At 35.6% G+C, this 15,573-nt stretch carries 18 protein-coding genes and 1 tRNA gene; 10 read left to right on the top strand and 9 right to left on the bottom strand.

Annotated elements, in window-relative coordinates:
• Window positions 1-187: 187 nt before the first annotated feature.
• Both DPQ89_RS05910 and DPQ89_RS05915 read left to right on the top strand, forming a co-directional pair.
• A complete protein-coding gene (locus DPQ89_RS05910) occupies window positions 188-1,009 on the top strand; it encodes a hypothetical protein (protein WP_127715996.1) in 822 nt (273 codons plus the stop codon).
• Window positions 1,010-2,887 (top strand): hypothetical protein, encoded by a 1,878-nt coding sequence (locus DPQ89_RS05915; RefSeq protein WP_127715997.1) that lies wholly within the window; start codon window positions 1,010-1,012, stop codon window positions 2,885-2,887. It abuts the gene before it with no gap.
• A gap of 37 nt (window positions 2,888-2,924) precedes the next feature.
• Here DPQ89_RS05915 and DPQ89_RS05920 read toward each other — a convergent pair whose 3' ends face one another.
• The 4 genes from DPQ89_RS05920 to DPQ89_RS05935 all read right to left on the bottom strand — a co-directional run bounded on the left by DPQ89_RS05920 (window position 2,925) and on the right by DPQ89_RS05935 (window position 4,622).
• The gene (locus tag DPQ89_RS05920) at window positions 2,925-3,680 is read right to left on the bottom strand and encodes an ABC transporter substrate-binding protein (protein ID WP_127715998.1); all 756 of its coding nucleotides are present in this window, start codon (window positions 3,678-3,680) and stop codon (window positions 2,925-2,927) included.
• Between the two features lie 116 nt (window positions 3,681-3,796).
• Window positions 3,797-3,985: a hypothetical protein gene (locus DPQ89_RS05925; protein ID WP_127715999.1), complete on the bottom strand. Its 189-nt coding sequence runs from the start codon at window positions 3,983-3,985 to the stop codon at window positions 3,797-3,799.
• A gap of 151 nt (window positions 3,986-4,136) precedes the next feature.
• A tRNA-Leu gene (locus DPQ89_RS05930) sits at window positions 4,137-4,220 on the bottom strand.
• Between the two features lie 60 nt (window positions 4,221-4,280).
• A complete protein-coding gene (locus DPQ89_RS05935) occupies window positions 4,281-4,622 on the bottom strand; it encodes a hypothetical protein (protein WP_127716000.1) in 342 nt (113 codons plus the stop codon).
• Between the two features lie 320 nt (window positions 4,623-4,942).
• Here DPQ89_RS05935 and DPQ89_RS05940 point away from each other — a divergent pair, with 320 nt between their 5' ends.
• Window positions 4,943-5,158 carry a hypothetical protein gene (locus DPQ89_RS05940; protein ID WP_127716001.1) on the top strand — a complete coding sequence of 72 codons (216 nt, stop codon included), beginning with the start codon at window positions 4,943-4,945 and terminating at the stop codon, window positions 5,156-5,158.
• Window positions 5,159-5,297: 139 nt separating this feature from the next.
• Window positions 5,298-6,542: a flagellar hook protein FlgE gene (locus DPQ89_RS05945; protein ID WP_127716002.1), complete on the top strand. Its 1,245-nt coding sequence runs from the start codon at window positions 5,298-5,300 to the stop codon at window positions 6,540-6,542.
• Here DPQ89_RS05945 and DPQ89_RS05950 read toward each other — a convergent pair.
• Window positions 6,534-7,364 (bottom strand): helix-turn-helix domain-containing protein, encoded by an 831-nt coding sequence (locus tag DPQ89_RS05950; protein ID WP_164848278.1) that lies wholly within the window; start codon window positions 7,362-7,364, stop codon window positions 6,534-6,536. The genes DPQ89_RS05945 and DPQ89_RS05950 overlap by 9 nt on opposite strands.
• Window positions 7,365-7,501: 137 nt before the next feature.
• Here DPQ89_RS05950 and DPQ89_RS05955 point away from each other — a divergent pair, with 137 nt between their 5' ends.
• A complete protein-coding gene (locus tag DPQ89_RS05955; RefSeq protein ID WP_127716004.1) occupies window positions 7,502-7,939 on the top strand; it encodes a SufE family protein in 438 nt (145 codons plus the stop codon).
• On the top strand, window positions 7,939-8,919 hold the full coding sequence (gene hemB / locus DPQ89_RS05960) for a porphobilinogen synthase (protein WP_127716005.1): 981 nt from the start codon (window positions 7,939-7,941) through the stop codon (window positions 8,917-8,919). The genes DPQ89_RS05955 and hemB overlap by 1 nt, the downstream gene beginning before the upstream one ends.
• Before the next feature lie 9 nt (window positions 8,920-8,928).
• On the opposite strand, the gene DPQ89_RS05965 is transcribed toward hemB, so the two are convergent.
• Window positions 8,929-9,861: a serine protease gene (locus DPQ89_RS05965; RefSeq protein ID WP_164848279.1), complete on the bottom strand. Its 933-nt coding sequence runs from the start codon at window positions 9,859-9,861 to the stop codon at window positions 8,929-8,931.
• 134 nt (window positions 9,862-9,995) lie between these two features.
• Here DPQ89_RS05965 and DPQ89_RS05970 point away from each other — a divergent pair, with 134 nt between their 5' ends.
• Together DPQ89_RS05970 and DPQ89_RS05975 are read left to right on the top strand one after the other, a co-directional pair.
• Window positions 9,996-10,709, top strand: coding sequence for an MBL fold metallo-hydrolase (locus DPQ89_RS05970; protein ID WP_241558795.1), 714 nt, complete (start codon window positions 9,996-9,998; stop codon window positions 10,707-10,709).
• A complete protein-coding gene (locus tag DPQ89_RS05975; RefSeq protein WP_127716008.1) occupies window positions 10,706-11,233 on the top strand; it encodes a hypothetical protein in 528 nt (175 codons plus the stop codon). The genes DPQ89_RS05970 and DPQ89_RS05975 overlap by 4 nt, the downstream gene beginning before the upstream one ends.
• On the opposite strand, the gene DPQ89_RS18735 is transcribed toward DPQ89_RS05975, so the two are convergent.
• Together DPQ89_RS18735 and DPQ89_RS05980 are read right to left on the bottom strand one after the other, a co-directional pair.
• Window positions 11,230-11,352, bottom strand: a complete 123-nt coding sequence (locus DPQ89_RS18735) for a hypothetical protein (RefSeq protein WP_255411302.1) — start codon at window positions 11,350-11,352, stop codon at window positions 11,230-11,232. The genes DPQ89_RS05975 and DPQ89_RS18735 overlap by 4 nt on opposite strands.
• Before the next feature lie 136 nt (window positions 11,353-11,488).
• Window positions 11,489-11,770 carry a ferredoxin gene (locus DPQ89_RS05980; protein ID WP_127716009.1) on the bottom strand — a complete coding sequence of 94 codons (282 nt, stop codon included), beginning with the start codon at window positions 11,768-11,770 and terminating at the stop codon, window positions 11,489-11,491.
• An 88-nt stretch (window positions 11,771-11,858) separates the two neighbouring features.
• Between DPQ89_RS05980 and DPQ89_RS05985 the strand changes: the two genes are divergently transcribed.
• Together DPQ89_RS05985 and DPQ89_RS05990 are read left to right on the top strand one after the other, a co-directional pair.
• Window positions 11,859-13,283, top strand: a complete 1,425-nt coding sequence (locus DPQ89_RS05985; protein WP_127716010.1) for a TonB-dependent receptor — start codon at window positions 11,859-11,861, stop codon at window positions 13,281-13,283.
• Window positions 13,284-13,377: 94 nt separating this feature from the next.
• Entirely contained in the window at window positions 13,378-13,782 is a 405-nt protein-coding gene (locus DPQ89_RS05990; RefSeq protein WP_127716011.1) for a response regulator, read from the top strand.
• A gap of 1 nt (window position 13,783) precedes the next feature.
• Here the strand turns inward: DPQ89_RS05990 and DPQ89_RS05995 are convergent, their stop codons facing one another.
• Window positions 13,784-15,508: a mechanosensitive ion channel family protein gene (locus DPQ89_RS05995; protein WP_127716012.1), complete on the bottom strand. Its 1,725-nt coding sequence runs from the start codon at window positions 15,506-15,508 to the stop codon at window positions 13,784-13,786.
• Window positions 15,509-15,573 lie beyond the last annotated feature (65 nt).

A 15,573-nucleotide genomic window follows, 5' to 3' on the forward strand; every position in this document is an offset into this window, starting at 1 on the left:
GTTTTTCTTAAAGGGAATATAGTAGAGGTTGGCGCTCGGGTATTGTTGGCAGTAAATTATTTATTTTTGGATAATCTATTAAGACTTAAGTGATTGATCTTGCTAATAATAGGTGATCAAAATTATCCTATGTTACATAATTATATATATTGCTGATATAATATTGGCAGTGTTTATAAGGACGAGAATGTTTCGTAATTCAATGATTATATACTTACTACTATCTAGCTTTAGCGCTTATTCTATTGATGCGTCTAAAAGCAATGACCTTTTTGGTTTTAAATATGAAAAAAAGATAAAATCGATTGATGGTAGATCTATTAGATGGAATGTCAGTCTTTTTCCAAATGGAAGATTCACCTGGTATGCAAATACTACTGATCAAAATAAGTTGGCCTGCTCTAAGTCGGCAGGATATTTCTCTTCAAAACTAAGCGACGATAAGATTAAGAGTATTGTTAAACTTGCCTATGAAAGTGCACGCCGGCAAAAATCTAACGATACCAAACCTACACGAAGTGCATATGGCTCTTCTTTAAACGTCGAGTATGGAAGTCATTTTATAAACACAAGAATATCTAATGGCCATATTGATGAACATAGAACTTTCTTAAAACAAATGAATGAGAATCTTAAAAGCTCGTTTTTGACGGATAAAAATAGAGTAAATGTTCTTGAGATTTCGGCTGTACGACTTTCAAAAAATAGCTTGGCAGTTGAATTATCTAATATTGGAAAACTAGACATGCTTATAACACTTGATAAGAATGCAAATTATTCCTTTAAAGTGATAGGTCATAGTGACTCCAGTATAAAGTTAAAGTATCCAAAAAAATTCAAGAAGTATGAGCATTTAATAAGACCTAATCAAAAGTTTAGTCTTAATCTCATTGCTGATAAGGATATCCTTTTAGATAAACAGAGAGTCATCTTCGTTAACAAAGAAATAAATGGACCTAAGAAGTCTATGGACTTGCGTTTATGTTCACAGATTGAAGGGGATATTTAAATGTTTAGATTAATACTTATTCTTCTTCTAGCAAATCTCCAAACGTTAGCTCATAATGTTAAACATACGCCAGTTGATCCAATTAGTGGCTCAGGAGATAATAGACCTGCTAATCATGCAGGGTATGGATATCTATCAACTTCCTCGGAAGCACAAGCACATGAACAGCTAAATTTTATTTGCCCAAAGGGGAGTGAAGATATTATCAATGCTCAGAAATGTCATCCTGAACTTTATTCGAGTTTTTTTCAAGATATAAGTAAGCTATCATCTGACATGAATGAATCAGTTTTTGATCAATCCCTTAGAAATAAGGTCTTCGAATATCTAACGATGCAACGTGCGGCCAACTCTTCAATAAGGCCTCTACAAATAAAGAAACCTAGCTGTATTAGTGAGCAAAGAGAGCTTAGTAATATGCCCACACTTAATAATTCTCGATCTGAAAGACTAGAAGAAATTAAAAAACTTGAAAGAAGAGTTAAGTTAAATAGACGTCACGATGTAAGACGAAAGTCCAGAGCTAAGCTTTCTGAATTGGTAAAGCTTGATGCTATTAAAGATAATCAATCTGAAAAAAAACTTGTTCAAGCAATTTTCTTATATGATCAGTACGAGGCAATGCTTGCGAAGTATGGATGCCCAAGTGAAGAACATACTACAAAAATGACTTGCTTGGAAGTTGCTGATCTCAAGCAAAAAGTTAAGAACTCTTTTCCCGTTATTTTTTCGAACTCGCCAGAGAGTCAGTCCCAAATTGAAAAGTTAAAAACGGCCAGCTTTTTTCTTATTGGTTCTCATAATGCTCCACAAGAGATGAGTGATAAAGATAAAATCAAAAGAGGTGAGAGCTTCTATATTAGTTCTATCACTGATGACTTTGGCATTGGTTGGTCTGACCAGAGTGTTGATACACTCTTTAATCAGGCCTTTGAAGCAGCAAAGTATGGAGAGTATGACTCTGAAGCAGGTAAGATCGTACCACCTCAAGGCGATTTAAAAGAAGCGTTAAGTTCTATTAAGAGTTCGGCATCATCTATTATTGATGAGTATAATAAGCATACAGAAGTTGAAGCTGAGTTGCTATGTTCAAATGGAAAAAAGGCTGCATTAACAACTACAGAGCTTTCTAGTCGCTATCCGCAAGTGTTGCGACAACTACTTCTAGATCTTAGCCCTGTTGAGTTTTCTCAGGCGAAGAAACTCATGTGTAAGAAATCACTAAATGAATTAGTCCAAGATACTCAAATGAACTCTTGTGAAGGTGTATCAGGCAGTTTTAGTTCAAAAGATGGTGTACGTATAAATAGATTTCAATCTAGCTTTCCCTTTGGTGGGAATAAGAATTATTCTGTGAGAAAAGATGGAGCAGGTGTCGTTGTTAGCTCTACAATTAATTTCAACTTTATCTATGACCCTTCAGCACAAGAAACAAAAGAAGAACAGCAGGCCCTGTTTAATAAGAAGATTATTGAATGGCAAGAGCAGACAAATAAATACTTTAATAATCTCTCCTCTAATATGAAGCCGAATGTTAAGTTTGAATATATTGCTGGAACTGGATCAGAGCAACCTATAGTTAATGTTTCTAAATGCTATAATAGAGAATTACCAGATGAGCTGAAGTATCGCTGTGATACGGTTAATCAGTCGGGGATCGGGAACTGGCAGGATGCAGGTAATTTTACTTTTGATTTAGATAATCGAACATTGGCACATGAGATGGGTCATCAGCTTGGACTATCAGATGAATACACTGCAGACTTCTATCCAATTAACTCTCTAGGTGAAGATGACTCTATAATGAATACAGGAACTAAGATTTATCCAAGACATATACGTTCGATTATTCAGCCGGCATTTAATTGTAGCGAATAAGACTTTCATTTTTAATCATCAAGTAAAAAAACTAGAATTAATCCAAGCTTTCTAACTCAGTCGAAGGCAGCTTTCTTTTTGGGAAGTATTTACGAAAGATCTTCTCATAGGTTCCATCATTTCTCATAGATTCAAATGTCTCTTTCCATTTCTTTATTACTGAAGGGTCCGTTTTCTTAGAGATTACAATGAAAACCTGAACGGTTTTAAGGGTTAGTAGTGTCTTTAGCTCATCTGTCTTATATCCAATCTCTGATAGAGATTTATCCAGTGTAATGTCCACGGCCGCGTAGGCATCAATTCTATCAGCAAATAACATTCTAAAACCATTTTCATTAAGATTTGTTCTTGAGAGGTTTTTAAATCCATGTTGGGTTAGGTAGTGATCACGACTATCGTCTCTGTAAACCCCAATAGTAGGAATGAGTTTTGCTTGTTCGAGGTTATCAATTTTTAGGCTTGAGTTTTTCTTCGTTACTAAGATCCAAGAATTGTCTACAAAGGGACCAATCCACTTAAAAAGGTTTTGCCTTTTCTTAGTTCTTGCCATGGAAAACAATACTACATTCGGTGTCGTTTCCGCTGTTCGATATGCTCTTGCCCATGGGTAAAATTGAATAGGGTCATTATTTTTAACTCTTCTTTGTATCTCTTGAACAATTTCAACAGCGAGGCCTACAGGTTTTCCATTTTTATCTTTATAATTATAAGGCGGGTCAATTTCAGAAATAATCTTCAATGCATGAATATTGAAAGAAAAAGAAATGAATAGAATTGTAAAAAGAAATTTCATATACCCTCAAGAAATTAATCTTTATTATGAGCTTTTAGAGAAATTTCGTAAAGAATTTTTCAAAAGAATTAATAATCTCTTATATCCAATAGTGTGAGCTTAGCTAAAGGTATATTTTAGAAGGTATTAAGCCTCTTAATTGCTGAAGCAAATTTCTGCATATAGCGCGAAGGCTTGGCCAGAAGGTCATTAGACTCTTTTGCAATCTTCTCGTCTGCTTTGACAGCTATTTGAGTTTTGGTCGCTAGTGAACCTGCTTTTGTAATTTGTTTAAGTTTGTTTTGTGTGTCGTTAGAAATTTTCATATAAATCTCTTCGGCCTGAATATATATTAACTTTAGCTAAATAGTCGGGTATCTGGGTATGAAAATGAGGGATTAGAGTATTTATAGTAATTTATGTTTAATTTATTTATCTTGGATATTGAAATTGGTCTTGGGGATCACTGAAAATTAATGGTGCCCGGGACTGGACTTGAACCAGCACGTCTCGCGACACACGCCCCTCAAGCGTGCGTGTCTACCATTTCACCACCCGGGCATAAAATTGGATGATGATTAAAGTAGTGGAATTTACTTGGATTGGCAATAGAAAATTGGTTTATCGCCTCTTTCTTTTTGGAAGAAAGTTTTCGATTTCATCCATTAAGTAGCTCATTCTATTGGTCGTATCTTGCAGCTTTTTTAGCTGTTCTGTCATTCTTACCATTCTATCTAATTGGCCTAGTCTTGGTTGTTCTAGCTCTTTTTGCTCACTTTCAAGGGCCTTCATTTCAAGTTCAATTTCAGACTCATCACAACAGTCGTGGGCGTCGTTGAATTCATTTAATAGATCTTCTAGCGGATCTGCATGATCAAAAGCCCCAGACGATTCTAAGGGATAATTCTTAGAAGCTGGAAATAGTACTAAGTTGTTGCTCTTTTCTTGGATGCTTTCTTTCATGGTTTTGCCGTTCTCCTCACAAAAATTATATAGCGAAATCTGTGCCATTAATTTTCTCTGTGATCGTCCTTTTATTAGTTAGTTATATATTGTTAAAGTGTTAATTATAAAAAAAGTGTAATAAATTTAAACATTTAGCACATATTTATTTAGGCTTATGTTTAACTTCTGAACTTATTCTATTTCTTTTTTTTATTTGAGTGTATTCATTTGAACTATTTACAAAAGCTAGTGAATAAAAAATAGACAAAAATTAGGAATGAAATTCCTACGCTAGAATTATGAACTCGAATAGTTGAAAATATATTTAGGAGTAGTCTATGTCAGAAAAACCAAAGTGCCTTCAATGTGTTCATTATCAAGCTTCTTGGGACCCTAGAAACCCTCGTAGCTGCAAGCTCTATGGCTTTACTACTAAATCTATCCCATCAAGCGTAGTCAAGAGAGAGACTGGTATTGAGTGCCAGGGCTATAAAAAGAAGGCCCATTTCAATAAAGAGAAGGGACTAGACTTAAATGATGAATCTCTTTGGTAATATTTCTAAATCATAGTGGGCTAAGTCCCAAATATCTGGTGATGCGCAATGCGTTGTACTTTTTTACTACCTATTTATCAGTTGAAATTTTTTATAGAATATTCCTAAGAGTTGATGAAACTTGACCCTGGAGTTCTAAATGAGTCTTTTAAATTCAATAAATATCTCAAGCAACACATCTAATAGCCTTTCTAAGAAAATGGAAATTGTCGGTGACAATATTAATAATGCTGGAACAGCGGGCTTTAAAGGTTCTCGAGCAGAGTTCTCAGAAGTGCTCTCTAGCCAAGCCATGGGCGTAGATGGAGGCCAGCAGCAGGGAATGGGTGCTGTTATTGATGATTCTACTCGAGATATTTCTCAGGGGACCCTTAAAAGTACTAGTTCAATGACTGATTTAGCTATTGATGGAAAAGGCTTCTTTGTTGTTGAAACAAAGTTTGGTAAGGCCTATTCAAGAGATGGATCTTTTCATTTTGATAGAGAAGGTCACTTGGTAAATAGTGACGGTCACAAGGTATTGGGCTTTGCTGGCAAAGAGGGACAAGAATCAGCAGCTGTAGCTCCACTTAAAATTTCAAGAAAAGAACTTCCGGCAAAAGCAACGACAAATGTAAGTATGCATATGAACCTAGACGCTAGAGAAAATAATAAGGTTTTTGATCCTCTAGATCCAAATGAAACAAGCAGCTATCAACGCTCAATGACTGTTTTAGATAGTAAAGGTGAGCAAAGAAATATTGATGTCTACTTTACAAAAACGGCCGACAATACTTGGACATATAATGCAATGGTGGATGGTGCAGATCTAGACCCTGCTGTTGATGGAAAACAAATTGTTGGGACAGGAGCAGTAAATTTTGATGCTCAAGGAAATATGATTGGTGACTCTTCAATGGATATTTCTGCTAATTTTAAAGATACTGGAAATCAAGAAATTAATATTTCTCTAACTAATAATGGAAATAAAACAACACAATTAGGAACGACTTCAAATGTTCACTCAAATAAGAGAGACGGTAGCGAAGCCGCAGGTGTTGTTGGCCTTGGTTTCGATCAGGGTGGAGCAATGACTCTTAGATTTTCAAATGGAGAAAGTGAACAAATTGGTAAGATCGCTGTGGCCAGCTTCACTAGTGAGCAAGGCCTTAGACGAGTAGGCCAAAACCTTTACACCGAAAATGCATCTAGTGGACAAGCAAGTCTTGGTAAAAGTGGTGAAGATGGCAGAGGTGATGTACTTACAAGCGTGATTGAGCAATCAAATGTAGACTTAACTAATAACTTTATAGACCTAATGACTACTCAGAAGAGCTTTTCAGCAAATGCTCAAGCTCTAAGTGCAGCTGATGGACTATTACAGAAAGTTATTGCTCTACGATAGAACAGTGGTTGCTTTAAAAGTATAAGTACTATCTTGCTTAGAAACTGTGAAATTTAATGAAGAGTTATCATCCATCTTGGTTAAGCTCTTTAAATAAGCTTTCTTAAACGGAATAAGAATATCTTCAAATTGATCATTTTCAGCAGAAGTAGACTCTAAGACAAACTCAATAGACTCATTATTTCTTTTTACTATTTTATACTTGTAGCCGTCTTGATAGTAAGAAGCATTATCTATATAGGCCTTCAGTAGATTTAGAGCAGTATTCTTTTTCTTGTACTCGATACTGTGAACTCCATGAAATACTTCTTCTTTTGAAAGTTCAGCAATTTCTTCATATAACTTTTCATCAACTTTTCCAGGATAGAAGTGATTTAATAAATCTACTGCAAAGAGAAAGTTAATTTTATTATTTAGATCGTAAAAGAAATATTCAGGTATACCAAGGCCTGCTAAATAGGCTTCAAACTTAAGAACACCTTCTTTTCGTTGAACATATTCCAATATGGATATTATTTCCTTAACACTTGAGTGCGCATTCTGGTAATATTTCTTAGGAAGCTTATAAGTATTCTTTTCTGTCTCTCTGGCCGGCTTTATTCCTCTATCGATTAAGCCGCTCCAAACTGACTCTGAAGGTATATCTAGAAGCTTGCTGAGAAGAAACCAATGCTTAGCAGAGACGGAACATACTCCTGACTCTATCTTTGAGAGTGTTCCTTGAGTTATTCCAGTTTCTTTGGAGATATAGGCCTGAGTGAAGCCCTTTCGCTTTCTGGCGGTAAAAATAAGTTTTGAGAGTCGTATTTCGTCGATTTTCATAATGCTTTCCGATTTATATAGTACAAATGTACTATACATATAATATATAGTATTTCTAAGTAAAATCAATGGTATTTAGACAAAATATGAGAAATTTGATAAAAATTTGGCTCATTTTACATAATAAAAGGAATAATATGAGTTCTATTGAGCAGCGAATAAGTGATATTAAGGCCAAGTTCTCCTCTCATGCAAATTGGGAAGATAAGTACAAGTCAGTTATTGCAATGGGTAAAGATCTTGGAGATTTTCCTGAAGAGCATAGAACTGAAGAGAATAAGGTAAAGGGCTGTCAGAGTCAGGTATGGATTCACTCTGATTTTAGCGATGGAAGAGTTATTTTCTATGCAGATAGTGATGCATCTATCGTGAAGGGGATTATTGCCCTTCTTCTAAATGTTTACTCAGACTCAACACCTGATGAAATTCTGGCAACTAAGCCTGAGTTTTTAGAAGAGATTGGCCTAAGGCAACACTTATCAATGAGTCGTGCAAATGGACTAAGCTCTATGTTGAAACAGATTTCAATGTACGCGCTTGCTTATAAAACTAAAATGCAAATGGGGCTAATATAATGATGATCTCGAGACCACGAAGAAATAGATATAGAGAAGGTATTAGAAAACTAGTTAGAGAAAATTCTCTCACTGTTAATGATCTTATTGCACCTCTATTTGTAATTGAAGGAAGTAATACGGAAATTCCTGTTGCATCAATGCCAGGCCAATCTCGATTTTCTATCGATTTATTAGTTAAAGAAGTTAAAGAGCTTCAGTCTCTTGGTATTCCATGTGTATCTCTATTTCCTGCACTAGATGACACTTTAAAGAACTCTATGGCAACTGAGTCATATAATGACGACGGACTCTTTCAAAGGGCCATTAAAGAAGTTAAAAACGCTTGTCCTGACATGATCATCATGAGTGATGTTGCCATGGACCCATACTCTAGTGATGGACATGATGGAATCGTGGACCCAAAAACTGGAGAGATAGTAAACGATGAAACACTAGATATTCTCGCCAAAATGTCTATTTCTCAGGCCAAGGCAGGAAGTGATATCATCGGTCCTTCAGACATGATGGATGGGAGAGTGGGCTATATTCGAGATGCTCTAGACGAAGAGGGTTTCAGTAAAACTTCAATTATGTCCTACACCGCAAAGTATGCATCTGCATTCTATGGACCTTTTAGAGACGCTCTTGATTCTGCTCCAAAAAGTGGAGATAAACTTTCTTACCAAATGGATTTTGCTAATAAGCGTGAAGCATTAAGAGAAACCTATCTTGATGAATATGAAGGTGCTGATATTCTTATGGTCAAGCCAGGGCTTAGTTACTTGGATATAATTTCTAAAATGAGAGAAAATACAATGCTTCCGATTGCTGCTTATAATGTTAGTGGGGAGTATGCCATGGTTAAAGCTGCTGCTGAAAAGGGCTGGATCGATGGAGAAAAAGTAATGATGGAAATGCTTATGTCTTTTAAAAGGGCAGGAAGCGATATGATTCTTACTTACTTTGCTAAAGAAGCCGCTAAGATTTTAAATCACTAATGCAATCTACTACTCACTAAGGGCCCTGTGATAGGAGTCCCTTATGTGATTAGATAAATTATCTACACTTAGAATTCTTAAAACTTTTTCGTCTCTATTTTTTCTACTATCTTTGATTATATTTGATCGCATACAACCATCTTTAGTTTCATAGAAATCATTTGCTCCTTGAATAAGCATTCCTTCTACTAGGCCGGTCTGTTCATTAAATACCGGGGAACCACTATTGCCTCCATAGGTATCAGTGTTTGTGATAAAGTAGTTTTTAAATTTAAATATACCTGTAAGAGAAGTAAACATAGTTCTAGCACTTAATTTGCTAACTATAGCATCATCAGTTGTTTTCATTGGCAGACCTAGTGGATGTCCTATAACGACAAGAGGAGTATTCTTTTCAACTTTTCCTGTTGGCCTTAGAGATAGAGGTGAGCGATTTGAAACGGTTCTATCTAATTGAATGAGAGCAAAATCTTTAACTTTAAATGGATCATTAATTAACTTTCTTTCGATGATTTTCTTGCACGAATAGACCTGGGATTGATCTAGTTCAATAGTATCTTCTTTATGATCAAATACGAATTTGCTTTGCTCACACTGAGATTGATCAGAAATGCAATGGCCTGCTGTAAGCACTAAGTCTGGAGCAACCAAAAAAGCAGTACAATTTCCTAGAGGCACTTGTTGGCTGAATTTTTCTTCCCTACAAATATTGTAAGTGAACTGAAGTGAAACTTTCTTGAAATTATAAATTTGTGGCATCAAAGGATCTTGGATTAACTTATTTGACCAGACGACACTTGCAACTGACTCAGAGGCCTCAACGAATCTATGATCCGGAAACTGCTCTGCTTCAACACGATTATCTACTCCATAGATAACCTTTCTATGGGCCATCGATTGTGTAGTTAAAAGTAGCAGTAGTAGGACTAGTTTTCTATGCATCATATCTCCCGTAAGGGGCATATAATAAGGCCAAATTCCACTTTATCCACGCATTGTGTAAGATTTTCTTCGATGGCTTTTGTTGACGAACTAGTAAGTTATGGTTTTTACTTAATGCTTCACGGAGTTTGCAAATGATTTTTTCAAAAGAGCTAATTTTACGACAACTATTTGAAAGAGAAACGAGTACTTATACATATATTATTTATGATAAGAACTCTCTTGAAGCCGTGATAATTGATCCTGTTCGAGAAACCATTGAGCGAGATTGTAAACTAATTGATGATTTAGAACTTAAGTTGCGTTGGAGTCTTGAAACTCACTTACATGCAGATCACATAACTAGCGCCTCTCAACTTTCAGACAAGTATAACTGCAAGATTGCAATTAGCTCATTTGCAGAAGTTTCAAAAGAAGGTGTTACTCTATTACAAGATAGACAAATAGTAGAAATAAACCCTTCGTTCAAAATTGAAGTTATCGCAACTCCGGGGCACACTAATTGCTCTATTTCCTTTTTAATCAACGATATGCTCTTTAGTGGAGATACTTTGTTGATTCGTGGTTGTGGTAGAACAGACTTCCAGCAAGGATCTAATGAGCAGCTCTTTGAAAGTGTTCGTACTAAACTTTTTAGCTTACCTGATATGACTCGTGTATTTCCAGGTCACAATTATAAGGGCGAACTCTCATCATCGATTTTAGAAGAGAAGAAATATAACCCAAGACTTAAAGAAGATAATTCCTTTGATCAATTTTGTTCTATTATGAATAACCTAAACCTGTCTCATCCAAAACAAATTGAGATTGCTCTTCCTGCCAATAAGGTTTGTGGGGCCCAATTATGAGCAAACTATTTATTATCTTTGTTTCACTTATTAGTTTAAATACTTTTTCGGCCACAGTTGTAGCAAAAAGAGGGAAGGCCAAAGTAAATATAGATTTTAATCTATATAAGGATTTTGAAATAAAGAAGAATTTTATGAATACGCCAGTGCTTGTGTGGCACAAGAAGCTAAAGCATCAAGGACCAACTATTGCTTTCTTTCCTTACGCTAAAGCACCACGAGGTTTTGCTTCTAGTAAGGCCATTCAAACTAATTTTAAAAAGTATAAAAAAGAAGAGTCTACTAACCTTAAAACTCTTAAAGCAACGAATTTAAAATTTGATGAACCTCAATCAATCGGGAATACTCTTCGATTTAAAATGGGTTACTCATTAGGAACAATGAAGTTTTTAAGGGCCAGTGAAACTCAGAAATTATGTGGAAAGAAAAAGGCACTGAAAATTAAGACACTAATAAAAGGCGAGTTTTTAAAAGAGTTTGAACCAATACTCTTGAAAATGATAGACGAACTAAAGTGTAACTAGTCTTTACTCTTTGTTCTTACTTTTACTGGAACTAGATTCTTTTCTTGGTCTTGTCTTCTTTTTACTTCAATAGCAATCATTGAACCAAGTAGAACTCCAGCGATAATAACGATTTCCATATGAACTCCTCTTATACGCACCTTTATTATAGCGTATATAGTGAATTATCGGTATTTAACTTTAATAGCTGAAAATAAATCGGTGTTGTTTTCGTGATTACAGTGGTTTACTGGTGTCTATACCTACGAAAGTGGGCTATTTAATGAGTTTATCAATGGCGTTGATTATTTTTTGCGAGTCTTCTTGCTTTAGCTTAGTCAGCCACTCTTGTTGAGGGTAGATAACACAGCTTATGCCTTCTGAGCATTTTCCAAGGCAACCACTCTTATTAATTCGCACTTGGCCCTTGTCCCATAGCTTGCTAGCTAGTTCTTTGGTTGTATCTCTAAGTTCATTACTTGGTTCAATCGTAACATCGCCCTGATCATAAGAGCAGTTGGTACAAATAAAGACATGGCATTTTAGTTTGTTATTCATAGTGTATTTTAAGTGTAAATAACCTTTTAGAGTTTTATAAGTTTTGTTATCATTCTAGTCAATAAATAATTAAAATCAAAGGATATACATGAGTTTTAACTTATCGTTAAACCCTGAACAAAAAGCACTATCAATTAACTTAGATAGTAAAATCTATGGAACATTTGCTGAAATTGGCGCTGGACAAGAAGTCGCAAGGTTCTTTTTTAGGGCCGGTGGTGCTGCTGGAACTATTGCTAAAACTATATCGGCCTATGATATGGTCGTGTCTGATACGATTTATGGAAAAGAGAAGAGTGGTCGCTATGTTTGTGAAGATCGACTAGCAAAAATGCTTAGACGTGAGTATGACCAGTTAGAAACTCGTCTAAGAGAGCAACGTGGAAAAGACACTCGCTTCTTTGTTTTCGCCGACACAGTAGCAGCTAAGAGTTATAAGAGTAAAGGTGATGGCCACGGTTGGCTTGGTGTTAGATTTCAACATAAAGAAGGTGCAGAGCCTAGTGAGTGCGTAATTCATGTGCGCTTACTTGATAAGGACAATTTGCAACAGCAAGAAGTTTTAGGTGTCGTTGGTGTAAATCTCATCTATTCTTGTTTTAATCATGCAGAGTCTTCTGATACTTTTATCTCATCAATTGAAGAGCGACTTTCTACTGACAGAATAGAAATCGATATGGTTAGAACAAGCGGCCCTGCATTTAAAGGTGTCGATAATCGCGTACTTTCCTTAGAATTAGTAAAGAGAAACTTTTGTAAGGCCATTATGTTTGACTCTGATGGCTCTGCTATGCAGGCAACAGATGAGCTCTATAAGAAAAATATAATGGTTTGTAGAGGAAGCTTTAGGCCTCCGACATTTGTTAATATGGATATGCTCGATACAGGTCTTACTATGTTTAAAAAAGACCTAGATAAAGAAGAGCATAAAAATATTATTGTGTTGCCAGAAATAAGTATGAGTAAACTGAAAGATAGAGGAAATGTTGATACTACAGATTTTCTAGCAAGAGTAGATATCTTAGCAGCACTTGGACACAAGGTTTTAATTACGAGCTTTGAGAACTTCTTTGAGCTTAATAACTACCTGGAGAAGTTTTCTCGTAAGAATGTTTCATTTATTCTTGGTGTTTATAACCTTGAGGAGATCTTCAACTTTGAAAACTACAAGGACTGTGCTCTAGGTCCAATTGCTAGTATTGGTGCTCTCTTTGGTCAAAAAACAAGGTTGTACGTATATCCAGGTCACGATGAAAAGAATCCTGATGAGAAAATTACAATTTCAAAAATTAGAGTAGATCCTAAGCTGACTTTTTTAATAATGTACTTGATGGAAAATGGATATATGGTAGATGTTGAAAATTACAACGTTAGCTATAGCACCATATGGTCAAGAACAGTTCTAAAGATGATCCAAGATGGAACAGACGGATGGGAATCAATGGTTCCACCACTTGTGTCTAAGACAGTTAAGAAAAAGTGTTTATTTGGCGCAACTAAGTGTGATGTATAAGCTTAAGAGAAGATTAATATTTTCTTTTTTGGCCTTGCCTCGTTGCCCAAAAAATAAAGTGCTTTTATAATTAGTCATAATCAAAGGAACGAAAATGGCAAATGCACAGTTAGATTGTTTAATTATTGATGATGAAAAAGATATTTGTGAAGTCTTAAAGATATACTGTGAAAATCTAGGTGTATTTAGAAATATTATTGTCGCTAGAGATGGTATTGTCGGAACTAATAAATTACACAATCAAAAGTTTGGATTGATTCTTCTAGATATAAATATGCCAAAGAAGTCAGGTCTTGATGTTCTAAAAGAGTTCGAAGGTGATCACAAGAATAGTTTTGATAGTGTCATCGTTGTTTCTGGTGAGCTTGATAAGACTAAGCTTAGCGCTATTCTAGGAAAAGGCGTTAAGAACTTTATAATTAAACCTTTTACTGAAGCTCAATTCCAAGAAAAAGTTATTCCTATTCTAAAAGCGAATCTCGCTAAAGCTAAAAAATAGCTTATAGCGAGATCTCATTTTCTTTAAAACTCTCAGCATCTGCACTACTTCTATGAGTCTTTGTACTTAATGGATGCGAAGTAATCTCATTGGCCGCGACTTTACCTTTTTCTAAGTATGGCATATCTAGCGGCCCTTTTTGGGCGTGCTCTTCATTATAAATGTGCAGAGTTTGAGTAGGGAAAGCGAAGTCCACTTCTAATTCTTTGCCTAGGCGAAGAATATCAATTAGAAGTCTGTGTCTCTCTTGAAGCTCTGCAGACCTATCTGGAACTTGCCAAAATAAGTATAGCAGAATATCTAAACTAGAACCCCCCATATTATTAAAGTACACGTGAAAAGAATCTTTTCGCGTCCATTTATGGGCAAGAATAATTTGACGAATACCTTCGCAGAAGGCCTCTATTTTCTCTGCTGGAGTATCGTACTGTAGTCCAATAGATGTTGTGTATCTTCTATAATTTCTCTTACCGAGGTTATCGATGTGAACATTAATTAAGGCTCCATTTGGTACAGAGATAATTGAATCATAGAAAGTTCTAATCTTTGTACTTCTAAGACCAACCTCTGTAACAATCCCTTCAATTTTACCATCAATAGTTACGCTATCTCCGATACTAAAAGGACGATCAATCAGAACTGTTAGTGAGCCAAATAGATTTGAGATTGTATCTTTAGCAGCAAGGGCAAAGGCTATACCACCAATACCAAGACCTGCGAGGATATTTTTCATATCCAGAGTCAGACTATCTCCAATAAAGATAAGACCTATAGCAAAGACAAAGAACTTGGCCGTTTTTCTAATAAGGGGGACTAGAACATCGTCAAATTTATTTTCAGATATCTTAGCTTTACTTTCAAGAAATTGGCAGATTACATCTACTACCTGTGATGTTGTAAAAACGGAAGCGACAGTGAATGAAACAATCCCTAGCCTCATTAATGTACTGAGGATAGTATCAGGAAGCTCTAAAAACTTAAGACCGAATAACCAAAAACCACTAAAGAAGAAAACTCCCTGAGCAGAGAGGAACTTAGACTTAATTTCTATAAATGGAATATTTCTCTTTGAAAAGAATTGCGTTATACGAATGAGAATGATTGAACGAACTATTTTTTCAAATACTATTCCTAAGAACATTAGTGTAATGAGAGCAAACCATTGTCCATTTAGTAGAATGAAAGATCTCTCAGCAGTCCATGCAGGAAAGTAAGACTTTAACCTAGACTTCCAGGATTTTAATTCAATGACACCTTTTGCCACCTCATTATTTGCCACAGTTTTCTCAAACTCATGAATGGTGTCTATAGTTATAGGAGTAAACTTCCATTGTCCGTCTTTATTGGGAGCGATAGAAATCTCAAGAAGCTTTTCCCCAATAGCAGTAACTATTCTTTCTTGCTTGTAGATCCAAATTTTCAAATCGTTGGTATTGTCAGGTATTTTAGAAATATCAATATACTCAATTCTATCAAGGGTATTGATTAATCTCTTAGCAGCAAGTTCTCCAGATATTACTCTAGATGCATTATCTAAGGACGAGAGGTTAAGGGCCTGTGTCGCAAGCCTAAGACCACTTTGATCTCCTTGCTTATAACCTTTCATTGTTTTTAGAAAGTAGAGCATGGTTTTTCGTGGAGAGCTAAAGTCCGCTTTTGGATAGACTCCGGCGACACTTGAAAAACTCAAAAATAATGCTAAAAGAATAATTGGTAAGCGTGTCATATAGATTTCCTTAATCAAACTTTTTTGCCTATTTTAGACGGCCTAGCTCTTATTGAAAACAAAAA

The sequence above is a fragment of the Halobacteriovorax sp. HLS genome (genome assembly GCF_004006665.1).
Classification (GTDB): Bacteria; Bdellovibrionota; Bacteriovoracia; order Bacteriovoracales; family Bacteriovoracaceae; genus Halobacteriovorax.

Excerpts from the sequence above, each read along its gene's own strand:
- DPQ89_RS05920 (WP_127715998.1), bottom strand. The coding sequence starts at position 3,680 with ATGAAATTTCTTTTTACAATTCTATTCATTTCTTTTTCTTTCAATATT.
- DPQ89_RS05925 (WP_127715999.1), bottom strand. The coding sequence starts at position 3,985 with ATGAAAATTTCTAACGACACACAAAACAAACTTAAACAAATTACAAAA.
- DPQ89_RS05915 (WP_127715997.1), top strand. The coding sequence starts at position 1,010 with ATGTTTAGATTAATACTTATTCTTCTTCTAGCAAATCTCCAAACGTTA.
- DPQ89_RS05980 (WP_127716009.1), bottom strand. The coding sequence starts at position 11,770 with ATGAATAACAAACTAAAATGCCATGTCTTTATTTGTACCAACTGCTCT.
- DPQ89_RS05940 (WP_127716001.1), top strand. The coding sequence starts at position 4,943 with ATGTCAGAAAAACCAAAGTGCCTTCAATGTGTTCATTATCAAGCTTCT.
- DPQ89_RS05945 (WP_127716002.1), top strand. The coding sequence starts at position 5,298 with ATGAGTCTTTTAAATTCAATAAATATCTCAAGCAACACATCTAATAGC.
- DPQ89_RS05990 (WP_127716011.1), top strand. The coding sequence starts at position 13,378 with ATGGCAAATGCACAGTTAGATTGTTTAATTATTGATGATGAAAAAGAT.
- DPQ89_RS05935 (WP_127716000.1), bottom strand. The coding sequence starts at position 4,622 with ATGAAAGAAAGCATCCAAGAAAAGAGCAACAACTTAGTACTATTTCCA.
- DPQ89_RS18735 (WP_255411302.1), bottom strand. The coding sequence starts at position 11,352 with ATGGAAATCGTTATTATCGCTGGAGTTCTACTTGGTTCAATGATTGCT.
- DPQ89_RS05965 (WP_164848279.1), bottom strand. The coding sequence starts at position 9,861 with ATGCATAGAAAACTAGTCCTACTACTGCTACTTTTAACTACACAATCG.
- DPQ89_RS05970 (WP_241558795.1), top strand. The coding sequence starts at position 9,996 with ATGATTTTTTCAAAAGAGCTAATTTTACGACAACTATTTGAAAGAGAA.
- DPQ89_RS05955 (WP_127716004.1), top strand. The coding sequence starts at position 7,502 with ATGAGTTCTATTGAGCAGCGAATAAGTGATATTAAGGCCAAGTTCTCC.
- hemB (WP_127716005.1), top strand. The coding sequence starts at position 7,939 with ATGATGATCTCGAGACCACGAAGAAATAGATATAGAGAAGGTATTAGA.
- DPQ89_RS05975 (WP_127716008.1), top strand. The coding sequence starts at position 10,706 with ATGAGCAAACTATTTATTATCTTTGTTTCACTTATTAGTTTAAATACT.
- DPQ89_RS05985 (WP_127716010.1), top strand. The coding sequence starts at position 11,859 with ATGAGTTTTAACTTATCGTTAAACCCTGAACAAAAAGCACTATCAATT.
- DPQ89_RS05910 (WP_127715996.1), top strand. The coding sequence starts at position 188 with ATGTTTCGTAATTCAATGATTATATACTTACTACTATCTAGCTTTAGC.
- DPQ89_RS05950 (WP_164848278.1), bottom strand. The coding sequence starts at position 7,364 with ATGAAAATCGACGAAATACGACTCTCAAAACTTATTTTTACCGCCAGA.
- DPQ89_RS05995 (WP_127716012.1), bottom strand. The coding sequence starts at position 15,508 with ATGACACGCTTACCAATTATTCTTTTAGCATTATTTTTGAGTTTTTCA.